Origin of the sequence: Streptomyces sp. RPA4-2 (genome assembly GCF_012273515.2) — a bacterium.
Taxonomy (GTDB): Bacteria; Actinomycetota; Actinomycetes; order Streptomycetales; family Streptomycetaceae; genus Streptomyces; species Streptomyces kaempferi.
Genome location: NZ_CP050975.2, coordinates 5111235 through 5132427, shown reverse-complemented (window position 1 = coordinate 5132427; position 21193 = coordinate 5111235). Strand labels below are relative to the sequence as shown.

Annotated in this window: 15 protein-coding genes and 2 pseudogenes; 8 read left to right on the top strand and 9 right to left on the bottom strand. The window is 71.8% G+C overall.

What is annotated here, in order from left to right; genetic code table 11:
* Positions 1-26: 26 nt before the first annotated feature.
* Entirely contained in the window at positions 27-1313 is a 1287-nt protein-coding gene (locus HEP85_RS22410; protein ID WP_168529307.1) for an ion channel protein, read from the top strand.
* A gap of 133 nt (positions 1314-1446) precedes the next feature.
* Positions 1447-2853: a glutamate decarboxylase gene (locus HEP85_RS22405; RefSeq protein WP_168529306.1), complete on the top strand. Its 1407-nt coding sequence runs from the start codon at positions 1447-1449 to the stop codon at positions 2851-2853.
* Positions 2854-3170: 317 nt separating this feature from the next.
* Here HEP85_RS22405 and HEP85_RS22400 read toward each other — a convergent pair whose 3' ends face one another.
* The 3 genes from HEP85_RS22400 to HEP85_RS22390 form a co-directional block, all read right to left on the bottom strand.
* Entirely contained in the window at positions 3171-3812 is a 642-nt protein-coding gene (locus HEP85_RS22400; RefSeq protein ID WP_168529305.1) for a PadR family transcriptional regulator, read from the bottom strand.
* A 182-nt stretch (positions 3813-3994) separates the two neighbouring features.
* The gene (locus tag HEP85_RS22395) at positions 3995-5455 is read right to left on the bottom strand and encodes an aldehyde dehydrogenase family protein (protein ID WP_168529304.1); all 1461 of its coding nucleotides are present in this window, start codon (positions 5453-5455) and stop codon (positions 3995-3997) included.
* 184 nt (positions 5456-5639) lie between these two features.
* Entirely contained in the window at positions 5640-6464 is an 825-nt protein-coding gene (locus HEP85_RS22390; protein ID WP_168529303.1) for a helix-turn-helix transcriptional regulator, read from the bottom strand.
* Between the two features lie 337 nt (positions 6465-6801).
* On the opposite strand from HEP85_RS22390, the gene HEP85_RS22385 reads away from it, so the two are divergent.
* Positions 6802-7329, top strand: coding sequence for an ATP-binding protein (locus HEP85_RS22385; protein ID WP_168529302.1), 528 nt, complete (start codon positions 6802-6804; stop codon positions 7327-7329).
* Between the two features lie 114 nt (positions 7330-7443).
* Here HEP85_RS22385 and HEP85_RS22380 read toward each other — a convergent pair whose 3' ends face one another.
* Entirely contained in the window at positions 7444-7704 is a 261-nt protein-coding gene (locus HEP85_RS22380; RefSeq protein ID WP_168529301.1) for a DUF397 domain-containing protein, read from the bottom strand.
* Between the two features lie 1307 nt (positions 7705-9011).
* Between HEP85_RS22380 and HEP85_RS22375 the strand changes: the two genes are divergently transcribed.
* Together HEP85_RS22375 and HEP85_RS22370 are read left to right on the top strand one after the other, a co-directional pair.
* On the top strand, positions 9012-9488 hold the full coding sequence (locus HEP85_RS22375) for a hypothetical protein (RefSeq protein ID WP_168533896.1): 477 nt from the start codon (positions 9012-9014) through the stop codon (positions 9486-9488).
* Positions 9489-9726: 238 nt separating this feature from the next.
* Positions 9727-10266, top strand: coding sequence for a DUF4232 domain-containing protein (locus HEP85_RS22370; RefSeq protein WP_168529300.1), 540 nt, complete (start codon positions 9727-9729; stop codon positions 10264-10266).
* Positions 10267-10302: 36 nt separating this feature from the next.
* Here the strand turns inward: HEP85_RS22370 and HEP85_RS22365 are convergent, their stop codons facing one another.
* On the bottom strand, positions 10303-11418 hold the full coding sequence (locus HEP85_RS22365; RefSeq protein ID WP_168529299.1) for a DUF2786 domain-containing protein: 1116 nt from the start codon (positions 11416-11418) through the stop codon (positions 10303-10305).
* Between the two features lie 205 nt (positions 11419-11623).
* On the opposite strand from HEP85_RS22365, the gene HEP85_RS22360 reads away from it, so the two are divergent.
* Together HEP85_RS22360 and HEP85_RS22355 are read left to right on the top strand one after the other, a co-directional pair.
* Positions 11624-12346 (top strand): Clp protease N-terminal domain-containing protein, encoded by a 723-nt coding sequence (locus tag HEP85_RS22360; RefSeq protein ID WP_329289459.1) that lies wholly within the window; start codon positions 11624-11626, stop codon positions 12344-12346.
* Between the two features lie 105 nt (positions 12347-12451).
* Positions 12452-14143, top strand: a complete 1692-nt coding sequence (locus HEP85_RS22355; RefSeq protein ID WP_356011917.1) for a bifunctional 3'-5' exonuclease/DNA polymerase — start codon at positions 12452-12454, stop codon at positions 14141-14143.
* A 64-nt stretch (positions 14144-14207) separates the two neighbouring features.
* On the opposite strand, the pseudogene HEP85_RS22350 reads toward HEP85_RS22355, so the two are convergent.
* The 4 genes and pseudogenes from HEP85_RS22350 to HEP85_RS22335 form a co-directional block, all read right to left on the bottom strand.
* Positions 14208-16986, bottom strand: a pseudogene (locus tag HEP85_RS22350) (BTAD domain-containing putative transcriptional regulator); the annotation flags it as partial.
* Positions 16987-17244: 258 nt separating this feature from the next.
* Positions 17245-17769: pseudogene (locus tag HEP85_RS22345) on the bottom strand (BTAD domain-containing putative transcriptional regulator); the annotation flags it as partial.
* Between the two features lie 300 nt (positions 17770-18069).
* Positions 18070-18966, bottom strand: a complete 897-nt coding sequence (locus HEP85_RS22340; protein ID WP_282189852.1) for a glycosyltransferase family 2 protein — start codon at positions 18964-18966, stop codon at positions 18070-18072.
* A 299-nt stretch (positions 18967-19265) separates the two neighbouring features.
* Entirely contained in the window at positions 19266-19562 is a 297-nt protein-coding gene (locus HEP85_RS22335; RefSeq protein WP_168529297.1) for an antibiotic biosynthesis monooxygenase, read from the bottom strand.
* Positions 19563-19912: 350 nt separating this feature from the next.
* On the opposite strand from HEP85_RS22335, the gene HEP85_RS22330 reads away from it, so the two are divergent.
* Positions 19913-20371 carry a MarR family winged helix-turn-helix transcriptional regulator gene (locus HEP85_RS22330; RefSeq protein WP_211118042.1) on the top strand — a complete coding sequence of 153 codons (459 nt, stop codon included), beginning with the start codon at positions 19913-19915 and terminating at the stop codon, positions 20369-20371.
* Positions 20372-21193 lie beyond the last annotated feature (822 nt).

Here is a 21193-nt window from a genome sequence, read left to right as displayed (position 1 = left end):
CCTGTTTGCCCGCTTAGGGTGACCGCGTGACCCACGACGCGGCCCGGCTGGCACATGCCTCCGCCCCGGCGACCCCCGCGCGGGCGCTGCTGCCGCTGATCGTCCCGGCACTCGTCGTCGGTGTCGCGGCCAGCCTTCTGTACCTGGGGGTGAGCGCGCTCGCGGAGAAACTTCAGGGGGTGCTCTGGAACGGCCTCCCCGATGCGCTGGGTGTCGGCCGGTACTCCGTGGTCTGGATGCTCGTCGTCCTCACCTCGACGGGCGTACTGGTCGGTCTGGTGGTGTGGAAGGTCCCGGGTCACGCGGGCCCCGACCCCGCGACCATCGGGCTCTCGGCGCCCCCGGTGCCGCCCGCCGTGCTGCCTGGCCTGCTGGTGGCGACCGCGCTGATGCTGGCCGGCGGTCCGAGTCTGGGGCCGGAGAACCCGATCATCGCCACCAATATCGCCCTCGCGTTCTGGCTGGGTCGCAGGTTCGCGCCAGGGCTGTCCGGCGGTCTGTGGGCGGTGCTGGCCGAGGCGGCGACGCTCGGTGCGCTGTTCGGGACGCCGGTGGCGGCGGCGCTGGTCATCTCCGAGGCGCTCGCCGGACAGCAGCTGGAGGGCAAGCTGTGGGACAACCTGTTCGGGCCGTTGACCGCCGCCGCCACGGGTGCCACGACGACCGCCCTGGTGGCCCATCCGGCCTTCGACCTCCATCTGCCCCCGCTCGGACCGCCCGGCGGGGGCAACGTCCTGGCCGCGCTCGTGATCGCCTCCGCGGCGGCGCTGCTCGGCATGGCGGCGGTCTACGCCTTCCCCTACGTCCACGGCGCCTTCTCCCGGCTCGGCCACCCCATGCTGGCGCTCCCGCTCGGCGGGCTCGTCCTCGGCCTGCTGGGCGCCCTGGGCGGGCATCTGACGCTCTTCAAGGGGCTGGACGAGGTCGGCGAGCTGGCCGGGAACCCCGAGGGCTGGTCGGCCGGGCAGTTCGCCACGATGACGGTGGTGAAGCTCGCCGCCCTGGTCGTCGCGGCGTCCTGCGGGTTCCGGGGCGGCCGGATCTTCCCGGCCGTCTTCATCGGCTCCGCCTTCGGCCTGTTCGCCCACGCGCTCGTGCCGGCGGTCCCGGCCGCCCTCGGCGTGGCCGCGGGGGTGCTGGGCATGCTCCTCGCGATCACCCGGCAGGGCTGGCTGAGTCTGTTCACGGCGGCCGTCCTGGTCGCCTCTCCCACGATCCTCGCCCTGCTGTGCATCGCGACCCTGCCGGCCTGGCTGCTGGTGACCGGCAGACCGCAGATGCAGCTCCGCCAGGACGGAACCGCCGTTCGTTGACCCCACAGGACCTCATAAGACCCCTTCGGACCCCACTGGACTGGACCCCTTCGGACCCCACAGACCCCGCCGACAGACCGTCCCTTCCCCCCGCCCCTCCGGCCCCCGACCCTCCGACGCGATGGGAGAGCTCATGCCGCTCCACAAAGGCCCCGAGAAGCCCGACGAGCGACCGATGTCCGTCAACCCCTTCTTCGGCGACGCGAATCCGCTCGGCGACATGACCGAGGCCCCGCCCAAGCACCGGCTCCCGGACCGGCCGCTGACACCCACGATCGCGTACCAACTGGTCCACGACGAACTGATGCTGGACGGCAACGCCCGGCTGAATCTCGCCACCTTCGTCACCACCTGGATGGAGCCGCAGGCCGGGGTGCTGATGGCGGAGTGCCTCGACAAGAACATGATCGACAAGGACGAGTACCCGCGCACCGCCGAGCTGGAGCGACGCTGCGTGGCCATGCTCGCGGACCTGTGGAACGCGCCCGATCCCGGGGCCGTCGTGGGCTGTTCCACGACCGGTTCGAGCGAGGCCTGCATGCTCGCGGGGATGGCGCTGAAGCGGCGCTGGACACAGCGGAACGCGGACCGCTACCCGGGAGCGCGCCCCAACCTCGTCATGGGCGTGAACGTCCAGGTCTGCTGGGAGAAGTTCTGCAACTTCTGGGAGGTCGAGGCCCGCCAAGTCCCCATGGAGGGCGACCGGTTCCACCTCGACCCGCAGGCGGCGGCCGAACTGTGCGACGAGAACACCATCGGGGTCGTCGGGATCCTCGGCTCCACCTTCGACGGGTCCTACGAGCCGATCGCGGACCTCTGCGCGGCCCTCGACCGGCTCCAGGAGCGTACGGGCCTGGACATCCCCGTCCATGTCGACGGCGCGTCCGGCGGGATGATCGCCCCCTTCCTGGACCCGGACCTGGTCTGGGACTTCCGGCTGCCGCGGGTGTCGTCGATCAACACCTCGGGGCACAAGTACGGGCTCGTCTACCCGGGCGTCGGATGGGCGCTGTGGCGGTCGTCGGCCGAGCTGCCGGAGGAGCTCGTCTTCCGGGTCAACTACCTGGGCGGCGACATGCCGACCTTCGCGCTCAACTTCTCCCGGCCGGGAGCACAGGTCGCGGCGCAGTACTACACCTTCCTGCGGCTGGGCCGGGAGGGCTACCGGGCCGTCCAGCAGACGACCCGGGACCTGGCCCGCGGGCTCGCCGAACGGATCGAGGCGCTGGAGGACTTCCGCCTGATCACCCGGGGCGACCAGCTGCCCGTCTTCGCCTTCACGACGGCGCCCCATGTGAGCGCGTACGACGTCTTCGACGTGTCCCGGCGGATGCGGGAGAACGGCTGGCTGGTGCCCGCGTACACCTTCCCGGCCAACCGGGAGGACCTGTCCGTGCTGCGTGTGGTGTGCCGTAACGGCTTCTCGGCGGACCTCGCCGACCTCTTCCTGGAGGACCTGGGCCGGCTGGTGCCCCAGCTGCGCCGCCAGCCGCATCCGTGGACCCGTGACAAGCAGGCGGCGACCGGTTTCCACCACTGAGGACGCGTGCGGGGGCGCGCCGTTCCCATCCCTGGGGGCTCCGCCCCCGGACCCTGTTCGGCCTCCGCCCCCGGACCCCGTTCGGCCTGAACGGCCTCGTCCTCAATCGCCGGACGCGCTGGATATGCCGGCCCGCGCTGGAGATGTGGGCTCCCGCTGATGGGTCGCCCTCGAAGGCCGGCGCCCAGGTCATGCATTTCAGCCCGTCCGGCGTTTGAGGACGAGCCCTTCGGGCGAGCGGGGGTCCAGGGGGCGCAGCCCCTTGGCGGGACGGACGGTGCCCGCACCCACCGTTCCGGCTGGGCGCCGCCGCAGCGCTAGGTACGGTCGCCGCGGTGCGAAGCCCCCGTCGCGTACGGGTTCTCCTCGCCGTCCCCCAGCACGCCGACGAAGGGTGGGCCCTCGCCGGCGAACGTGTACGCGCCGCCCTGGATCCGCTCGACGAGCCCCCGGGTCCATTCGGCTCCGGAGTCGGCGGAGTGCACCCAGAAGTTCATGATCTCGCCGATGTGGCCGAGCTGTCCGGGGCCGTCCTCGGGGGTGTAGTACTCGGTGACGGACGTGCGCCACTCCTCGATGGCGCGCACCCGCTCCCGAAGGAGCGCGAGGACCTCCGCCCGGCCGAGGTCGACCATGAAGCCGAGCGCGGCCGAGAGGATGTCGGGCTTCTGGTCGTACGCGGTCAACGACCGGCGCAGCAGCGTGAGGTACTCCGCGGTGCCCGTGTCCGTGATCTCGTACTCGGTGCGCGGGGGGCCGCCCGCCGTGGACGGCGCGATCTCGTGGGCGCGCAGCAGTCCCTGTTTCGCCATCTGCTTGAGCGCATGGTAGATCGAGCCGGGCTTGGCGTTGGACCACTCGTGCGCGCCCCAGTACTCGAGGTCGTTGCGCACCTGGTACCCGTGGGCCCGCCCGTGCTGGCGCACTGCCCCCAGCACCAGGAGACGGATCGCTGACATGCGGCCAAGGTTATGACCCGGCCGCCGGCTGACGGGCCCCCGGTCGGCCGCCTGCTCCCTGGCCACCAGGCCGAAGGCGCTCGCGCCGTCCGGGGACTCCGCCGGTCCAAGGCTCCGTGCGGCCGCTGCGCTCGGTAGGCGAGGTGCGCGCGTCCGGATCCAAGCGGCAGAGGATGCGCCGCTCAGAACGGGAAGAAACTCCGCCCGTGCTGCACCGAGATCCACTTCTGGGTGGTGAACGCCTCGACCGTCGCCTCGCCGTTGAGGCGGCCGATGCCCGAGTGCTTCTCGCCGCCGAAGGCGACCGGCGGCTCGTCGTGCACGGTGCCGTCGTTGACGTGGAACATGCCGGTGTCGATCTGCTTGGCGAAGGAGACTCCGCGCTCGACGTCGGCGGTGTGGACGGCGCCGCTGAGCCCGTACGGGGTGTCGTTGACGATGCGTACGGCCTCCTCCTCGCCGTCGAAGAGGACGAGGAGCGCGACCGGGCCGAAGATCTCCTGCCGGAGGATGGCGGAGTCGGACGGCAGGTCCGTCAGGACGGTCGGCTCGACCAGGTTGTCGGTGGTGGTGCCGTGGACGAGCGCGGTGGCGCCCTCGGCGATCGCCTGGTCGACGGCGCCCGTGATCGCGTCCGCCTGGGAGGAGTTGATGACCGGGCCGATGATCGTCCGCGGGTCGCTCGGGTCGCCCACCTTCAGCGTCCTGACCTTCGCGACGAACTTCTCGGTGAACTCGTCCGCGACCGAGCGGTCCACGAGTACGCGGTTGGCGGCCATGCAGACCTGGCCCTGGTGGACGTACCGGCTGAAGACCGCCGCGTCCACGGCGTAGTCGATGTCGGCGTCGTCCAGGACCACCAGCGCGCTGTTGCCGCCGAGTTCGAGGACCGCGTTCTTGAAGTGCGAGGCGCAGACGGTGGCGACGTGCCGACCGACCTTGTCGGAACCGGTGAAGGAGATGACCTTCGGGACGGGGTGCTCGATGAAGGCGTCGCCGATCTCCGCTATGTCGGTGATCACGACGTTGAGCAGGCCGCCGGGGAGCCCCGCGTCCTCGAAGATCTTGGCGACCAGCGAACCGCCGACGATCGGGGTGTTCTGGTGCGGCTTCAGGACGACGCCGTTGCCCAGCGCCAGGGCCGGCGCGACGGACTTCAGGGAGAGCAGGAAGGGGAAGTTGAAGGGGCTGATCACGCCGACGACACCGACGGGTACGCGGTAGACGCGGTTCTCCTTGCCGTCGATCGGCGAGGGAAGGATCCTGCCCTCGGGCCGCAGCGCCAGCTGGATCGACTCGCGCAGGAACTCCTTGGCGAGGTGGAGCTCGAAGCCGGCCTTGAGGTGGGTGCCGCCGAGCTCGGCGATGATCACCTCGGTGATCTCCGCCTCGCGCTCCTCGACGAGACGCAGGGCCTTCTCGAAGACGGCGCGGCGCGCGTACGGGTTGACCGCGGCCCATTCCTTCTGGGCGCGCTCGGCCGCGCGGTAGGCCTCGTCGACCTCGTCCACCGTGGCTATGGTGATGGACGCCAGCTTCTCACCGTCGTACGGGTTGAAGTCGATGATGTCCCAGGAGCCGGTGCCCGGGCGCCACTCCCCGCCGATGTACTGCCGGGCCAGGTCGGTGAAGTAGGACGACATGTGCTCCCTCGATCCCCTTGCTGCCGAGGCAGACATTTTGAGTCTGAGTCAGCAGACATCCGATCAACGTCTGATCAGACGTCATCGTACTTGTGCTCAAAGGGAGTTGGAGTGCCCTCGGGACAGGACGTGAAGACTCCCGGGGGAGGACGGGGAGGTGGCCGGGCGACGCCTGGGCGAGGGGTCAGGAGAGCTGGAGCAGTCCACGGAGCAGATCGCGGCTCTCGGACGGCCCGGGGCTGTCCTGCTGCAGCTGCTTCAGCGCACTCTCGTACTGGGTGACGTCCTCGCGTTTGTCCAGGTAGAGCGCGCTGGTGAGCTGCTCCAGATAGACGACGTCCGACAGGTCGGACTCGGGGAAGCTCAGGATCGTGAACGAGCCGCTCTCGCCGGAGTGGCCGCCGAAGCTGAACGGCATCACCTGGAGGCGCACGTTGGGACGCTCCGACACCTCGATCAGATGCTGGAGCTGGCCGCGCATCACCTCGCGGTCGCCGTAGGGACGGCGCAGCGCGGCCTCGTCGAGGACGATGTGGAACTCCGGGGACTTCTCGGAGACGAGGTACTTCTGCCGCTCCAGGCGCAGCGCCACCCGGCGATCGATGTCGGCCGCGCTCGCACCCTTCATGCCGCGCGCGACGACCGCGTGGGCGTAGGACTCGGTCTGCAACAGGCCGTGCACGAACTGGACTTCGTACGACCGGATCAGATGGGCAGCGCCCTCCAGGCCGACGTAGGTCGGGAACCAGCTGGGCAGGACGTCCGAGTAACTGTGCCACCAGCCCGCGACGTTGGCCTCCTTGGCGAGGGACACCAGGGAGGTGCGCTCGGCCTCGTCGTTGATGCCGTACAGCGTCAGCAGATCCTCGACGTCGCGCGTCTTGAAGCTCACCCGTCCCAACTCCATGCGGCTGATCTTCGATTCGGAGGCACGGATCGAGTAGCCGGCCGCTTCCCTGGTGATTCCGCGCGCCTCCCGCAGGCGCCGCAGATGTGACCCGAGCAGCATGCGCCGCACCACAGAGCCGCTCGACTCACCAGCGCTCACGTTCGTCCGCCTCCCCAACCGTCTTCAGACGCCGAAGTCTGCCACTAAAACACTTCAACCAGTACTCGTTCGATTACAGAAACGGAAAGCTTCCGAAGGCGTCGTGCAGCAAAGGACCACGCGAGGGCCAACAAGAGCGAAGAAGGTGACAGAAGAAGTAGGCAGAAAGAGGTGTAAGAGCCTTCAATTCGGGCGCGTGCACGTGCATCTGCCCTTGCATCTGCTGTACGCATTCGGAACCATGGTCCCCGCGCCACCGCTGCATCGCAACGACCGCGAACACCCGGGAGTGCCTCGCATGGGGACGAATGGATCGACCATGCTCGAGCCCTTACGGCAGGGACTTCCGCCGCTCGATCCCGCGGCCGTGTCCAGCGCCGCTTCCTGCGCCCTGCCCCCACGCTACGAAGCGGTGCGCGAGGCCCGGCAGTTCACGCGCAGAACACTGGACCAGTGGGACATAGGCGACCGCTTCGACGACGTGTGCCTGGTGGTCTCCGAACTCGTGACGAACGCGCTGCGGCACGCTCTGCCCTCGGACACACCCCGCGCGGACGACCAGGGCGCGCCCGTGCGGCTGCACTTGATGCGGTGGACCTCACGTCTGGTGTGCGCGGTGCGCGACCCGAGTCACGACAGTCCCGTGGCCGGCGACTCGGACGACTTCTCGGCGGAGTCGGGCCGGGGCCTGTTCCTGGTCGACTCGTTCGCCGACAGCTGGGGCTGGCACCCGCTCGCGGGCACCCTCAGCGGCAAGGTCGTGTGGGCGCTGTTCCGGCTCCCGCCGCACGCCCCCGCCACGGCGGCACCGGCCCCGGCCGAATGAAGAACCGCGGCGCCTTTCGGCGCCGCGGTTCTACGCGCGTTACGCAACGCGAGGTGACAACCGCGCCGCGTTCACGGAACGCGGCCCCGCCACTGCTCCGCCGGCACCCCGCCCTCAGCCCGCGATCAGGTGGTCGAACTCGCCGTCCTTGATGCCCAGGAGCATCGCCTCGATCTCGGCGCGGGTGTAGACGAGCGCCGGCCCCTCGGGGAACCGCGAGTTCCGCACGGCCACGTCACCGCCCGGCAGCCTCGCGAACTCCACGCAGGACCCTTGCGAGTTGCTGTGCCTGCTCTTCTGCCAGGCCGCCCCGGTCAGCTCTGTCGCAGCCATGCCGTTGTACACGTCATCCACGTCGCACACGTCGTGGTCCACAGGTCGCTCCCCGGTCGTGCAGTGGCCGATGTGGCCATTGATGCAGTGGCCAACTGCCCCGGATCATAGCTCTGTTCATGTGCAGATGCATGAGCAGATGCACGTGCACGGGGGGTGGTCCCACGGTTACAGCTTTTACCGGCCTTTGACTACTGCCTGCTGTCCGCTTGGCTACGGCCTGCTGCCCGCCAGGCCGCCGACGGCCCATCGTCTGCCCCGGAAGTCGCCCGACACACGACCTCCGGCCCCCGTGCATGCTCGTCCGCCCCGGCATCCGTACGGGTTCGCCCGGGTCGAATCCCTATGTACTAGGAACAGACGCACGGCGAGCCTTTCGAGTTTCAACGTTCGGCTTCAACGTCCGGTTTTCAACCTCCGGCCAGGTGGGTCCGGTAGGCGGCCGGAGCGGCGCTGCGGCGGCGGCACTCTCTTCCCCGCGTTCCCGCTCGCACACACCAGCAGCCTCTGCCACCCCTACAGTCGCACGGCCGTCCCCGCCGCCGCGGATCGCCCCGCCCCCGCGGAGGAGACTCCAGGGCAGGTCGGCGCCCGCGCGGCCGAGACGGACCGACAGGTTCGTCGTGCGCGATCTCGCCGTGGTCCAGCACGTCGGAGCGCGGCGGGGCGAGGCCCTCGCGTCCGGACTCGCGGGTCGAGGGCCGGTTCTCCGGGGCGCAATCACGGTCGCGCCGGAGCCACTTCCAGGCCATCGGGCCCGGCGGTCCGGCGGGTGTACTCGGCGTGGTGCCGGACGCCGCCGTCGCGAACACCGCGAACACCGCGAACACGGTGAACACCGCCGGACCCGGCCGTGCCTCCTCGTAGCGCCACGTGAAGCACTCCGCCCGGCCCGCGGTGACGTCCACCACCGGGTGGGCGCGGCCGTCCTCCCGTCCCGCTCGCCTTTCCGGCCGCCGCCGCGACGGGTGTCGAGCGGGTGACGGGTGTCGAGCCGGTGACGGGTGTCGGCCGGGTGCGGAAGAGGAGGGCGCGGAAACGGGCCCGCGGGATTCCCACCGGACCGGATGTCGGCCGGGCCTCCCGTCCGGACGGGACGAGATGGGCCGGGCGCGGATGGGCGGGCGTGGACGGGACGGGACCGCCCGCGCCGGGCTGGGCCGGGCCGGGCCGCTCGGAACATCCGTACGATCTCCGCACGACTCGCCCGAGGCGTTCACGCATGCTCCTGGTAGCTTGCTGCGGTCGTTCCGGCGACCCCAGCGACACCACCACCCTTGGGGGCTTCAGTGACATCGGCGACTTCGGCGATCCACCCGCGTCGGCGGGCTCGGACCGCGGCCACCGCCATGCTCGTGGCCGCGGGTCTGGCGGGCGCGCTCATGCTGACCGGCTGCAGCAGCGACGACTCCGGCCCCTCCGGCTCCGGCTCCGCGGAGACGACCGCGAGCCCCGGCGGCTCCGGAACCGGCGGCACGGGCGGGGATTCGGGAACGTCGCCCACCGCCAAGACCGGGCTCGAGGGCAGTTGGCTGGCCACTACGGGCGGCAAGGCGGTGGCGCTGGTGATCACCGGGAAGCAGGCCGGGCTCTTCGCGACGGGCGGCACCGTGTGCACCGGTACGGCCGGGGAGGAGGCGGGCATGCGGATGATCCACCTCACCTGTACGGACGGGAACAAGCAGCGCGCCACGGGCATGGTCGACTCCGTCAACGGCACGACGCTCAAGGTCACCTGGTCGGGCGGTCTCGGCAAGGAGTCGTACACCAAGGCCCAGGGCGGCAAGCTGCCGTCGGGGCTGCCGACGGCGAACCTGGGGTCCTGACCCCCCGTCCGCCGCTCCCGCCTGCGCACTTGCGGTCCACGCCCCCGAACGGGACGCGGATCTCCCCGCGTTCCGCTGCCCCGCACCGGACGCCCGCCGGCCCGCCCCGCTCGACGTTCAGGTGATTCTCCGGGTGGCGGTCGTCCGGACGACGCGCCGGAACGGGGGGTCGCGCGACACTCACCCCCCGGTCTGCGTGATGATCGGTGTGCTCCGTCACGAACCCAGGGGGAAACCCATGCGCGCCCTTCCGATCGCCGTCGTCACCGCCGCGGCGGCCCTCATGCTGACCGCCTGCGACAGCGGCGGCGCCGACAAGAAGGATTCCGGCGGCTCCACGGCGACCTCGGCCTCCTCCACCGTCTGCGCGATCGACCGGATCGACTTCGAGGTCGGCCCCGCCAACACCGCCCCGGCCGCCGGGGACACCGGCAACGTGCCCGTCACGCTCACCAACCACGGCGACAAGTGCACCCTTGAGGGCTTCCCCGGCATCGAGGTGCACGACAGCGCCCGGGGCACCGAGGTCTTCGCGGACAAGTCGGCGAAGCCCCAGAAGGTGACCCTGGCGAAGGACGGCACCGCCTCCTTCACGATCACCTACGTACGGGGCGCCGCGGGCGACGCGAAGAGCCTCGCCGCGACCTCGCTGAAGATCAGCCTGCCCGGTGCCAAGGACGCCCAGCGCTTCAAGTGGTCGTACGGGCCCCTCGCGGGCAAGACCGGACCGGACGACCTGAACGCCTCCGTGAGCACCTTCCAGGCGGCCGGCGACTGAGCGATCCGCCGCTCCCCGGGCACGCCGCCCGTCGCCTCATCGCAGCGGCGGCCGGGCCCTGACCTGGGCCCGGTCCGCCGCGGCGGCCCCTTCCTGCCATCCCGCCGCGTCGTCCACCCCGCGCAGCCGGGTGGTGACGGTGTCCGGGAACATCTGCTCCATGTGGTCGGTGACCGCCACGTCGCGGGCCGCCAGGACGGGCAGCAGCTCCCCCTCCGCCGACGCGACCTGCCCCTCGGCGGCCGTCGCGAGCCGGTCCCCGATGCGATGGGCGTACGCGGCGAGGAACGACTGCCGGAACGTCTTCGTACGTTTCCGGCCGCCCGCCCGCTGCGCCGCCTCCGCCTTCGTCATCGCGGCGGTGGCCTGCACGAGCAGCGAGGTGTAGAGGAGTTCGACCGCCTCCAGGTCCGGTTCGAATCCGACGACGGTCGAGAAGGCGAGGGGCTCGTTCCACACGGCACGGCAGCGGTTCGCGCCGGCCACCGCGTCGAGCAGTACCGCCTTGGCCGTCTCGTACGGCGGCTCGACACCGATGCGGCAGGCGCCGGGCGCGTCCTTGGCGTGGGTACGGGCGGCGAGCAGCGCCTCGTCGATGCTGTGCCGCGCCATCAGCTCCTGCGCCTTGGCGCTCAGCGCCTCCGCCTCCTCCGGGAAACCGGTCGCCTCGGCCTTGGCGAGCAGGGCGCGGATGCGGGTGAGCATCCGGGAGTCCTGCGGCGCGTGCTGCCGGGGCGGGTCCAACGGCTCGATGGCGGGCAGCCGCAGCAGCAGCCGGTACAGCTCCAGGACGGTGGTGGCCTGCGTGAAGCGGTCGGTGCGCGGCGGCTCGGTGTCCGCGTCCAGTTCGTCGAGCTGAGCCGCCCAGCGCGGACCCCGGGGGGTCCGGTCCTCCCGCAGGATCAGGGCCGACACCAGGCGTACGTGTACGTCGTCCAGTTCGCGCCGCACGATCCGTACGACGTCGGCGGGCTGCCAGCCGCGGCGCCAGGCGGCGGCGACGAACTCCGTGCCACGCAGGGCGAGTTCGGCGTCGGACGCGGGGTCGGCGGCGAGCAGCGAGGCGCCCGTGTCGAGGGCCGCGTCGGTCTCGGCGTAGAGGGCGGCCCCGAAGGCGCGCTCCACGGTGCTGGGCGTCGTACTGCTGCTCATCCCCCGATCGTGCCACGCGCTCCGGGGCCGTCTCCGGGGCAGGTGCCGCCGGGACTTCCTTCGAGCGGAAAAAGTATCCACACCCTGTGGACAGTTTTTCCCGTGGCGGTGTTCACGGAGGTTTTCGCCTCGGAGGTTCCCCATGGACCCGTGGAGATGTCAACTTCGGGTTGACACTCTGAGACTGTCAACTTACGGTTGACACATGACGACGAACCCACTCGGCACGCCATCCGTACGTCTCGACGACCTCATCGAGGCCATCAAGAAGGTCCACACCGACGCGCTCGACCAGCTCCAGGACGCGGTGATCGCCGCGGACCACCTCGGCGACGTCGCCGACCATCTGATCGGGCACTTCGTCGACCAGGCCCGGCGTTCGGGCGCGTCCTGGACGGACATCGGCAGGAGCATGGGGGTCACCCGGCAGGCGGCGCAGAAGCGGTTCGTCCCGAAGGCCGAGTCGGACCTCGACCCCAGCCAGGGCTTCGGCCGCTACACACCGCGCGCCCGGCACGTGGTCATGGCCGCGCACGCCGAGGCCAAGACCTCGGGCAACGCCGAAGGCCTCCCCGAGCACCTGGTCCTCGGTCTGCTCGCCGAGCCCGAGGGCCTCGCCGCGCTCGTGATCACCGCGCAGGACGTGACCCTGGACGCGATCCGCGAGGCGGCGACCGCGGCGCTGCCGCCGGCCGCCGCCGAGGTCCCCGAACTCGTCCCCTACGGCCCCGCCGCGAAGAAGGTCCTGGAGCTCACCTTCCGCGAGGCCCTCCGCCTCGGCCACAACTACATCGGCACCGAACACATCCTCCTGGCCCTCCTGGAGCACGAGAACGGCCAGGGCGTGCTCAGCGGCGTCGGCGTCACCAAGCAGGCGACCGAGGCCCACATCGCCCGCGCGCTGGAGGTCGTCACCAAGGCGCCGTGACCGGCCGGGCCGTCGCAAGGCCGTACCCGGCCGCACCGTCGCGCCGCCCCGACCAGCCGCGTCGTCGCGACGGCGTTGTCAGACCCCCCTGCGAGACTCGGCATCATGAGCGACCGGTGGGCTGTCGGACCGGCCGAGGACGGCGGCGTGGAGCTCGCCCCCCTCGGAACCGACGGGCTGCCCGCGGGACCGGTGCGCAGGGAGGCCGATCTCGTCGAGGCCGTGCGCGCCCGGCCCGACGTGGTCCGGTGGGTCTGGCGGTCCACGGCCGACGTCCACCCGCGCCTGCTCGCCGCCGGGGTGCGCGTGGAGCGGTGCTACGACATCGAGGCCGCCGAGAACATCCTGCTCGGCCACGAGGGCCGGCTCGGCGAACCCCGCTCGGCGGCCGCCGCGCTGGCCAGGCTGCGCGGCGGGCCCGTGCCGCCGGACCCCCCGCAGCGCTCCGCCGAGCCCGGCTCGCAGTCGTCCCTCTTCGAACCGCGCCCGGTCCACCTCCCCCTGGAGGACCTCATCGAGGTGTACGCGGACCAGCGGCGCCGCCACGCGGCCACCACCCACCCCGAGCGCATGCACCTGCTCACCACCGCCGAGTCGGCGGGCATGCTGGTGGCGGCGGAGATGAACGCGACGGGACTGCCGTGGCGCGCGGACGTCCACCGCGAGCTGCTGAACGAACTGCTCGGCGAGCGGTACGCGGGCGGCGGTGAGCCCCGCCGCCTCGCCGAGCTCACGGACGAGGTCTCGGCGGCCTTCGGCCGGCGGGTCAGACCCGACCTGCCCGCCGATGTCGTCAAAGCCTTCGCGCAGGCCGGGATCAAGGTCGGGTCCACCCGGCGATGGGAGCTCGAATCCGTCGACCATCCCGCCGTGGAACCCCTGCTCGCCTACAAAAAGCTGTACCGGATCTGGGTGGCCCACGGCTGGTCCTGGCTGCAGGACTGGGTGCGCGACGGACGCTTCCGGCCCGAGTACCTCCCCGGCGGCACGGTCACCGGACGCTGGGTGACCAACGGCGGGGGCGCGCTCCAGATCCCCAAGGTCATCCGCCGTGCCGTCGTCGCCGACCCCGGCTGGCGGCTCGTGGTGGCCGACGCCGACCAGATGGAGCCTCGGGTACTGGCCGCGATCTCCCGCGACCCCGGCCTGATGGAGGTCGCGGGCCGGGAAGGCGACCTGTACCAGGCGGTGTCGGACCGGGCCTTCGCGGGCGACCGCGCCCAGGCCAAGCTCGCCGTCCTCGGCGCGGTGTACGGGCAGACGTCGGGCGACGGCCTGAAGAACCTGGCCGCGCTGCGCCGCCGCTTCCCCAAGGCGGTGGCGTATGTGGACGACGCCGCCCGCGCGGGCGAGGAGGGCCGGCTCGTACGGACATGGCTGGGCCGGACCAGCCCCCCGGCCGCCGGTGCCTCCGACCGGGCGTCCGAGGAGGCGGGCCTCCCCCAGGACGAGCCCGCCGAGGCGCCCGGCGACCAGGGCTGGGTGCCCGGATACGCCTCCTCCAACTCCCGGGCCCGCGGCCGCTTCGCACGCAACTTCGTCGTCCAGGGCAGCGCCGCCGACTGGGCGCTGCTGCTGCTCGCCGCCCTCCGCCGCGCCTGCGCCGGCCTCGCCGCCGAGCTGGTCTTCTTCCAGCACGACGAGGTCATCGTGCACTGCCCGGCCGAGGAGGCGGACGTGGTCGTGGCGGCTGTCCGGGAGGCCGCGGAGCTGGCGGGCAGGCTGACGTTCGGCGAGACACCGGTCCACTTCCCGTTCACGACCGCGGTGGTGGAGTGCTACGCGGACGCGAAGTAGTGACGCCGCGTTGCTACGCGGACGCGAAGTAGCTACACCTCGTTGCTACGCGGACGCAACGTAGCTACGCCTCGTGGAGCAGCTCCCGCAGCTCGCCCACCACCGAGGTGTCCCTGCCGTCCAGCGCCTCCAGCGCCGCCCTCCACTGTGCGTACGCCCCCTCGGCGTCCCCCCGGGTGCGCAGCAGCAGTCCGCGCTGGTGCCGGGCCAGGCCGCCGGTGAACTGGTCGGCGCGCCGATCGGCACGGCACAGCAGCAGCTCGCACTCCAGCGCGGCCCGCTCGCAGTGCCCCACCCCGCGCAGCGCGCGCACCAGCCCGAGCCGGGTCTGCGACTCCCCGTGCCAGTCGTCGTGTCCGCCCAGGATGCGCAAGCTCTCCTCGAAGTGCGGTACGGCTGCGGCCGGTTCCCCGAGGGTGAGGTGCGCGTAGCCGATGTTGCAGTGCGCGGAGTGCCGGATGATCACGTCGTCCATCACGTCGCCGATCGCGAGGCTGCGCTTGTGGTGGTCGATGGCGGCGCGGGCGTCGGTGTGCTCGTACAGGTTGCCGAGGTGGCTGTAGGTGATGGCCTCCGTGTGCGGGTCGCCCAGCTCCCGGGAGAGTTCGAGGCTCAGCAGCAGCGCCTCGCTGGACTCCTCGTACCGTCCGAGCCCCTCCAGGAGCATGCCGCGGTTGTTCAGACCGCGCCGCACCCACGACAGCACCCCGAGCCGCCGCCAGATCGCCAGCGCCTCGTCGTTCAGCGTGAGCGCCTCGCCCGCCCGCCCCGTCATGAAGTGCAGCCCCGCGAGGTCGCCGAGCGCGTACGCCTGTGCGGCCTCGTCCCCGAGCCGCCGCGCCGCGCCCAGCGCCGTCCGCAGCAGCACCTCCGACTCCGCGACCCGGCCGCTGCGCTGGAGGTAGGGGTTGAGCAGCCGCACCAGCACCGGAACGTACGCGGAGACCTCCGCGTACCGCTCCACCAGTGTCATCACGTTCTCCAGCTCCAGATCGCCCCAGGCGAAGGCGTCCTTGGCGCAGCGGAACGGGGGTGTGGCGGCGGCGTCCTCCGCGTGCGCGGCCGGCTGCGTGGCCGTCGGCCGGCTGCGGTCCGCGCGGTCGAGCCCCGCCTCGACGATCACTTCGAGCGAGCGGGCGGCGACTCCGGCGTACCAGCGCAGGGCACGCTCGGAGACACAGGGGCCCGCGGTCACCCCATGCGTCCTGGCGGCTTCCGCGCCGGCCGCGCCGGGCGCTCCGGCCGCTCCGGCCGCTCCGTCGGGTGCCTCGGTCGGGTCGGGTACGGTCCCCGCCCCCGTCGCCCCGGCTGTATCCGTCGCCCCTGTTGCTTCCCTCGTTCCCGTTGCTCCAGTCGCTCCAGTCGTTGTTGTCGTTGTTGTCGTTGCTGCCGTTCCCGCGATCTCCCGGGCGAAGTCGCGGACGAGGTCGTGGGGTGCGTACCGGGCGTACGCCGTCTCCTCAAGGAGGGCGACGTCCACGAGGCGGTCGAGCGCGGCCTCGGCGCGGTGTTCGGCGATCCCGGAGAGCCGGGCGAGCAGGGGCGCACCGTAGACGGGCAGGTCGAGCGCCCCGATGCTGCACAGGGCGCGCGCCGCGTCCCGGTCGGCCTCGCGGTCCGAGGCGCGCAGCGCGTCATGGGCCACGGCGAGGGACCTCCGGACGCTCAGGTCGTCATACTCCAGATGACGCAACCGGCTTTCCGTGTCCGTCAGTTGCCCGGCCAGTGCGTCCGGGGTGAGCGCGCGGCGCGCGGCGAGGCGGGCGGCGACGACGCGCAGGGCGAGCGGGAGCCGACCCGTGAGTTCGACGAGCGGGTGCCCGCCGTCGAGGCCGTCGCGGCGTCCGGAGACCGCGCGCAGCAGCGCCGCGCTGTCCTCGTCCGACAACGGGGCGAGCGGGAAACGGTGTGCGCCGTCCAACGCGGTGAGCGGCGACCGGCTGGTCACGATCACCGCGCACCCGGCGCCGGCCGGCAGCAGCGGCCGCACCTGAGCGGCGTGCGCGGCGTCGTCCAGCACCATCAAGGTGCGCGTCGGGGCCAGCGTCGACCGGAGCAACGCGGCTGCCGCGTCCGGGAGTTCGGGGATACGGCGTGGCTCGACGCCGAGGTCGCGCAGGAGCGCCGCGAGCGCCTGGCCGGACGTGAGCGGGGTCATTCCGGGGGTGGCCCCGTGCAGGTTGATGTACAGCTGGCCGTCGGGGAAACGTTCCCGCAGCCCATGGGCCACGTGGAGCGCCAGCGCGCTCTTGCCGACCCCGGCCATACCGCTGATGACGGCCACGGCCGGAACGGGCAGGCGCAGCCGCCGGTCCGTGTCCAGGACCAGCCCCAGTTCGTCGCGCACGTCGCCGCGGCCGGTGAAGTGCGCGGGGGGCGCGGGGAGTTGGGCGGGGCGGGGCGGGGCGGCTGCGCCGGTACGGCCGGTACGGCTAAGCGCGCCTCCGTCGGCACGGAGATCCTGACCGACGCCACCGGTCCCGTCCGCTCCGGTAAGCCCGCCTGCCCTGCCCGATCCGCCTGCCCTGCCCGATCCGCCTGCCCGGCTCGGTCCGCTCGTTCTCCTTGGTAAGCCCCGACCCACCTGGCCCGCCTGGCCCGCCTGACACACCCGCCCCGCCTGTTACGGCTGATCCGCCGGGCCCCCGGTCCCGCAGGATCTCCAGATGCGCCTCGCGCACCGCGGGACCCGGCTCGACCCCCAGCTCCTCGACCAGGCGGGCCCGCAGGTCGCGGTGGACGGCCAGGGCCTCCGCCTGGCGACCGGTGCGGTGCAGCACGAGCATCAGCAGCCGGTGGAAGGCCTCCCGCAAGGGGTGCTCCGCGACGAGGGCGGCCAACTCGGGTGCGAGGACCGCGAGTCGGGCATGCCCCGAGGAACCCGCGTCCGAAGGGTTCGCGAGGCTCCCATAACCGTCCGCGCCCGCAGCGCTCCTCGCCTCCACGGAGTCGTCCGCGCCCGCAGCACTCCTGGCGTCCCCGGAACCGTCCGCGCCCGGGTAGCTCGTGGAGTGTCCGAAGTCACGCATCCCCCGGGCACCCCCCGTGTTCCCCGAAGTCCCGGCCGCTCCCCCGCCCCCGCCACGTCCGGCGATCGGCCCCGCGAGCCACAACTCGGCCTCGTAGCGCCACTCCAGAAGCAGCAGCCGGGCCTCCTCCAGGCGCTGGACGAGGGCATGGCCGCCGAGCTCGGGCCGGACTCCGCCGAGCGGGGTGCCGCGCCACAGCGCGAGCGCCGCCAGGGCCTCACGCAGCGTCCGTGCGCCGTCCCGCCCGGCATGCGCGGCACGCGCGGCCGTGACGTGGGACTCGAAGACGCGGACGTCCAACTCACCCTCGCCGACCCGCAGGAGATACCCCGGCGGCACGGCCCGCAGCCGCTCAGGATCGTCGAGGAGCCGGCGCAGCCGGGTGACGTGGTTCTGCAGGGAGGCCTGTGCGGACGCGGGCGGCGCCCCGCCCCACAGCGCGTCCTTGAGCGCGTCGACCGAGACGACCCGGCCCGGCTCCAGCAGCAGCGCCACCAGCAGCGCACGCATCTTGCCGCTGCCGATCGACCGGGCCTCACCGCCGGCGCCGTACAGGACTGGTGGACCCAGCAGCCCGAACCGCAGCCCGTACCGCATAGCCCGCCCACTGCCTTCCCACGCGACCGTCCGGCCGTGCCCCTGGCGACTTCGCACCGGCCGTCCTCCGGTTCCGGCGGAACCATTGGCCGGTTCCCGAGGGAACCGTTGGCCACATGTTAGCGATCCGTTGGCGCGGCCTGATGGGATCAGCACATCGGATCTGGCCCGACGGTGCGCGCGTACGACGCGTAACTCGGGGGAGTGTCGCCGCCGTGGCCGGATCCGGGGACAGAGAGGGCCCCGGTCGTCGGAGGTGAACGACCGGGGCCTTCGTCTTTCCCGGCGCCCACCGGACCGTCAGATGACGGGCGGGCGTCCGAGCCGCGTGAGCCGCCACACCGTCCGCCACCGCATGGGCTGCCGCCGGCCGCCGGACTCGCGCAGGCCTTCCGCGAAACCGCCGAACCAGGCCCGCAGTCCGCCGAGCGAACGTGTCCGCAGGAGCGTGAGCAGCACCCAGATCCCCAGGTGCACGGGGATGAGCGCGAGGGGCAGCCGGCGGCGGGTGAGCCAGACGCGGTTGCGGGCGGTGACCCGGTAGTAGATGGCGTGCCGGGCGGGCGAGGTCTTCGGGTGCTGGAGCAGCAGCTCGGGCTCGTACAGCACGGTCCACCCGGCGTCGATGGCACGCCAGGCCATGTCGGTCTCCTCGTGGGCGAAGAAGAACTCGGCGGGCCAGTCACCGATCTCGGCGACCATGGGCATCGACAGGGCGTGCCCCCCGCCGAGGAACCCGGTGACCGGACCGCCCCGCATCGGGTCCTTCGCCCCGACCCGCGGCACGTGCCGGCGCTGGGTCTCCCCGTTCTCGTCGGCGATCCGGAAGCCGACGATGCCGAGGCGCGGGTCGGCGGCGTACAGGTCGCGGACCTTGCGCAGCACGTCCGCGTCGACCAGCAGTCCGTCGTCGTCGAGTTCGACCACGACGTCAACGTCCCCGAACTCCGCGAGCCTGGCGAGGCCCACGTTCCGTCCGCCTGGGCAGCCGAGGTTCTCGTCCACCTCGATGGTGGTCACGTCGCCGGGCAGTCCGAGCCGCTCGGCGAAGTCGGGCAGCGGACACCCGTTCCCCACGATCACGATGCGGGCGGGCGGGACATCCTGCTTGGCCACCGAGGTGAGCAGCGCGTCGACCTCGACAGGCCGATTGCCCATCGTCACGACGGCGACGGCGATCCGCGGACCCTCCGGCACGACACCACTCCATCCCAGGCCGACAACACTGCCCGCGATGCTAACCGTTCACCGGGCGTATCCCCCATGTACGCCGTCTTTCCTTGTCACGTATGCGGTTCCTCACGCCGTACGCGGGTCCCCGCGCCGTACGCACCTCGGTCCCGACTGCCGGCCGCACCCGCCGCCCGGCCCAGGTCAGGGCTCTCCCCGGCCGGTCGGCCGCGCGGTCGTGGGCGAACCTACTCGGCGCGGGGACCACGGCATGGGAGCACGCCCGGCGTCCCGCCGACTCTCACCGGACGCACACCCTCGCGTCCTCAGGCGGCGTACGCGCCCCGCACCTCGAGGTGCTCGGCGACGGGCGGGGCGGCCAGCCAGTCCTTGAGGGCCGCCTGGAACTCACGGAACTCCTGGATCCCGGGAAGCGGATTCTCGATTCCGTCCGCGATCTCCAGTTCCGCGAGGTAGGTGACTCCGTCGGGCAGCCGGTACGAGGCGTACCGCACGCCCTTGGGCCGCGCGCCCTCGATCGCGGTGAACATCTTCCGCAGCGCCGCTTCGAGTGCGTCGACACACTCGGGCTTCACCGTGGCACGCACCATCAGAACGACCATGTCGCCATCTCCTTCTCGTCCCTGTCACACCTGTCGCACCACCACCGGGCCATCTGGGCGGCGCCTCCTTCTTGACGCGCCCCGGGGTGGATGTGTGACAGGCGCCGGCATCTTTGGGAACTCACCGCGTCGTCCGCCGGCGCGACGGCCGGATCGCGCGGGCCGCCGTGGATCGCGGCGGGTCACCGTGGGCCGTCATGGGTCGCCGTGGGCCGTCATGGGTCGCCGTTTCCGGCGTGGAAGATGTGCACGGTACACGTCGAGTGTATGATGCACATAGGGGTGGTATATCTAGCCGCAGGCAGTTCCCCTGACAGGGGAAGCGAGCCGGGAACCGAAGGATGCCTCGCGTGGACAAGCCACTTGATCTGCTGGAATTCGAGACCATGCTGCTCGGGCGGCACATGCACATGCTCAACCCGCGGGCGCGTGGGGCCGGCGAGGAGCGGCTGGACCGTAGTGCGTACGTCCTGCTCAGCCGCATCCAGGCGCAGGGCCCGATGTCCATCGGCGAGTTCAGCGAGGCCTTCAGTCTGGACGCCTCGACCCTCAACCGGCAGACGGCCGCGATGGTGCGGGCCGGCGTCGTCGAGCGCATGCCCGACCCCGAGGGCGGGATGGCCCGCAAGTTCGCCATCACCGCCGAGGGCGAACGCCGTCTGGACATCCACCGGACCGAGAACCTGGAGGGTCTGGAGAAGGTCATGGTCGACTGGACGGCAGAGGACGTGGCCGAGTTCGCCGCCTACCTCAGCCGCTTCAACCGCGACATCGAGCGACTCGACGGACGCCCCTGGCCGCGCGGCTGACCATACCGACGGCCACGTCATCCGATCAGCACCCTCGGCAAACCATCGCCCTGCCCCTTCAGAAGGTCGGCCCCGGCCCTACGGTCGCCACACCAAGCGACACGGCCGCACCCGAGAGACTCCGTGACGCCGCCTCGCTCATCTCCTCACCCGGCGAGCGCCTGCACATGACACAGCAGGCTTCGTGTCGCTGGCCGCCGGAGTTACGGCAGTCACCTGGCCCCGGGCCCGGCTGCCCTCTCGTACTGCGCGTGGCCCCTGGTTGTGCAGATCGCGGCTCAGGTGGTGCTCGCCACCGCCGGCCCTCGGCTTCGTGTGAGCGAGGACGTGCAGTTCGCCCATCAGTTGCCGGCCGGAGCCACGGTTCCCTCGCACTCCGTGCATCGTCGCGTGGTTTGCCGCCTCGTGTTGCCCTCTGTCGCAACCGCCGGACAGCTGCTGCCCAGGCGGTCCCAGAGCCCGGGCGCCGGACTGGGGATCCAGCCCCAGCGTGGCGCCCTCACCAACTCCTCGGTGAGGTGAGCGCACGCTCCCGGCAGGTGCGCGTACTGCGTGGGCGAGATCAGAATCGTGTCCGCGGGAAGTCGCCGCCATTCCTGCCGCAACTGAACCGCAGTACGCACCTCTCGCACGGACCCGTCCGGTGGGCAACCGCACCCCAGCCCGATGATGCAGTCACATCGCTCGCAGCGTTCTTCCTTCACAGCTTCGCCCATTTCGCTTCCCCGGCAGGGATCCGTGCCCCGCCTCCCAAACACACGCCGCGCCGGTGTGGACGCGTAGACAATCTTCCCGTCGAACTCAGCGAACCCATGCGACGTG

Bases quoted from the DNA above. Each gene is read 5' to 3' on its own strand.
- HEP85_RS22405 (WP_168529306.1), top strand. From the start codon at position 1,447: ATGCCGCTCCACAAAGGCCCCGAGAAGCCCGACGAGCGACCGATGTCC.
- HEP85_RS22400 (WP_168529305.1), bottom strand. From the start codon at position 3,812: ATGTCAGCGATCCGTCTCCTGGTGCTGGGGGCAGTGCGCCAGCACGGG.
- HEP85_RS22395 (WP_168529304.1), bottom strand. From the start codon at position 5,455: ATGTCGTCCTACTTCACCGACCTGGCCCGGCAGTACATCGGCGGGGAG.
- HEP85_RS22390 (WP_168529303.1), bottom strand. From the start codon at position 6,464: ATGCTGCTCGGGTCACATCTGCGGCGCCTGCGGGAGGCGCGCGGAATC.
- HEP85_RS22385 (WP_168529302.1), top strand. From the start codon at position 6,802: ATGGGGACGAATGGATCGACCATGCTCGAGCCCTTACGGCAGGGACTT.
- HEP85_RS22375 (WP_168533896.1), top strand. From the start codon at position 9,012: ATGCTCGTGGCCGCGGGTCTGGCGGGCGCGCTCATGCTGACCGGCTGC.
- HEP85_RS22370 (WP_168529300.1), top strand. From the start codon at position 9,727: ATGCGCGCCCTTCCGATCGCCGTCGTCACCGCCGCGGCGGCCCTCATG.
- HEP85_RS22365 (WP_168529299.1), bottom strand. From the start codon at position 11,418: ATGAGCAGCAGTACGACGCCCAGCACCGTGGAGCGCGCCTTCGGGGCC.
- HEP85_RS22360 (WP_329289459.1), top strand. From the start codon at position 11,624: ATGACGACGAACCCACTCGGCACGCCATCCGTACGTCTCGACGACCTC.
- HEP85_RS22355 (WP_356011917.1), top strand. From the start codon at position 12,452: ATGAGCGACCGGTGGGCTGTCGGACCGGCCGAGGACGGCGGCGTGGAG.
- HEP85_RS22335 (WP_168529297.1), bottom strand. From the start codon at position 19,562: ATGGTCGTTCTGATGGTGCGTGCCACGGTGAAGCCCGAGTGTGTCGAC.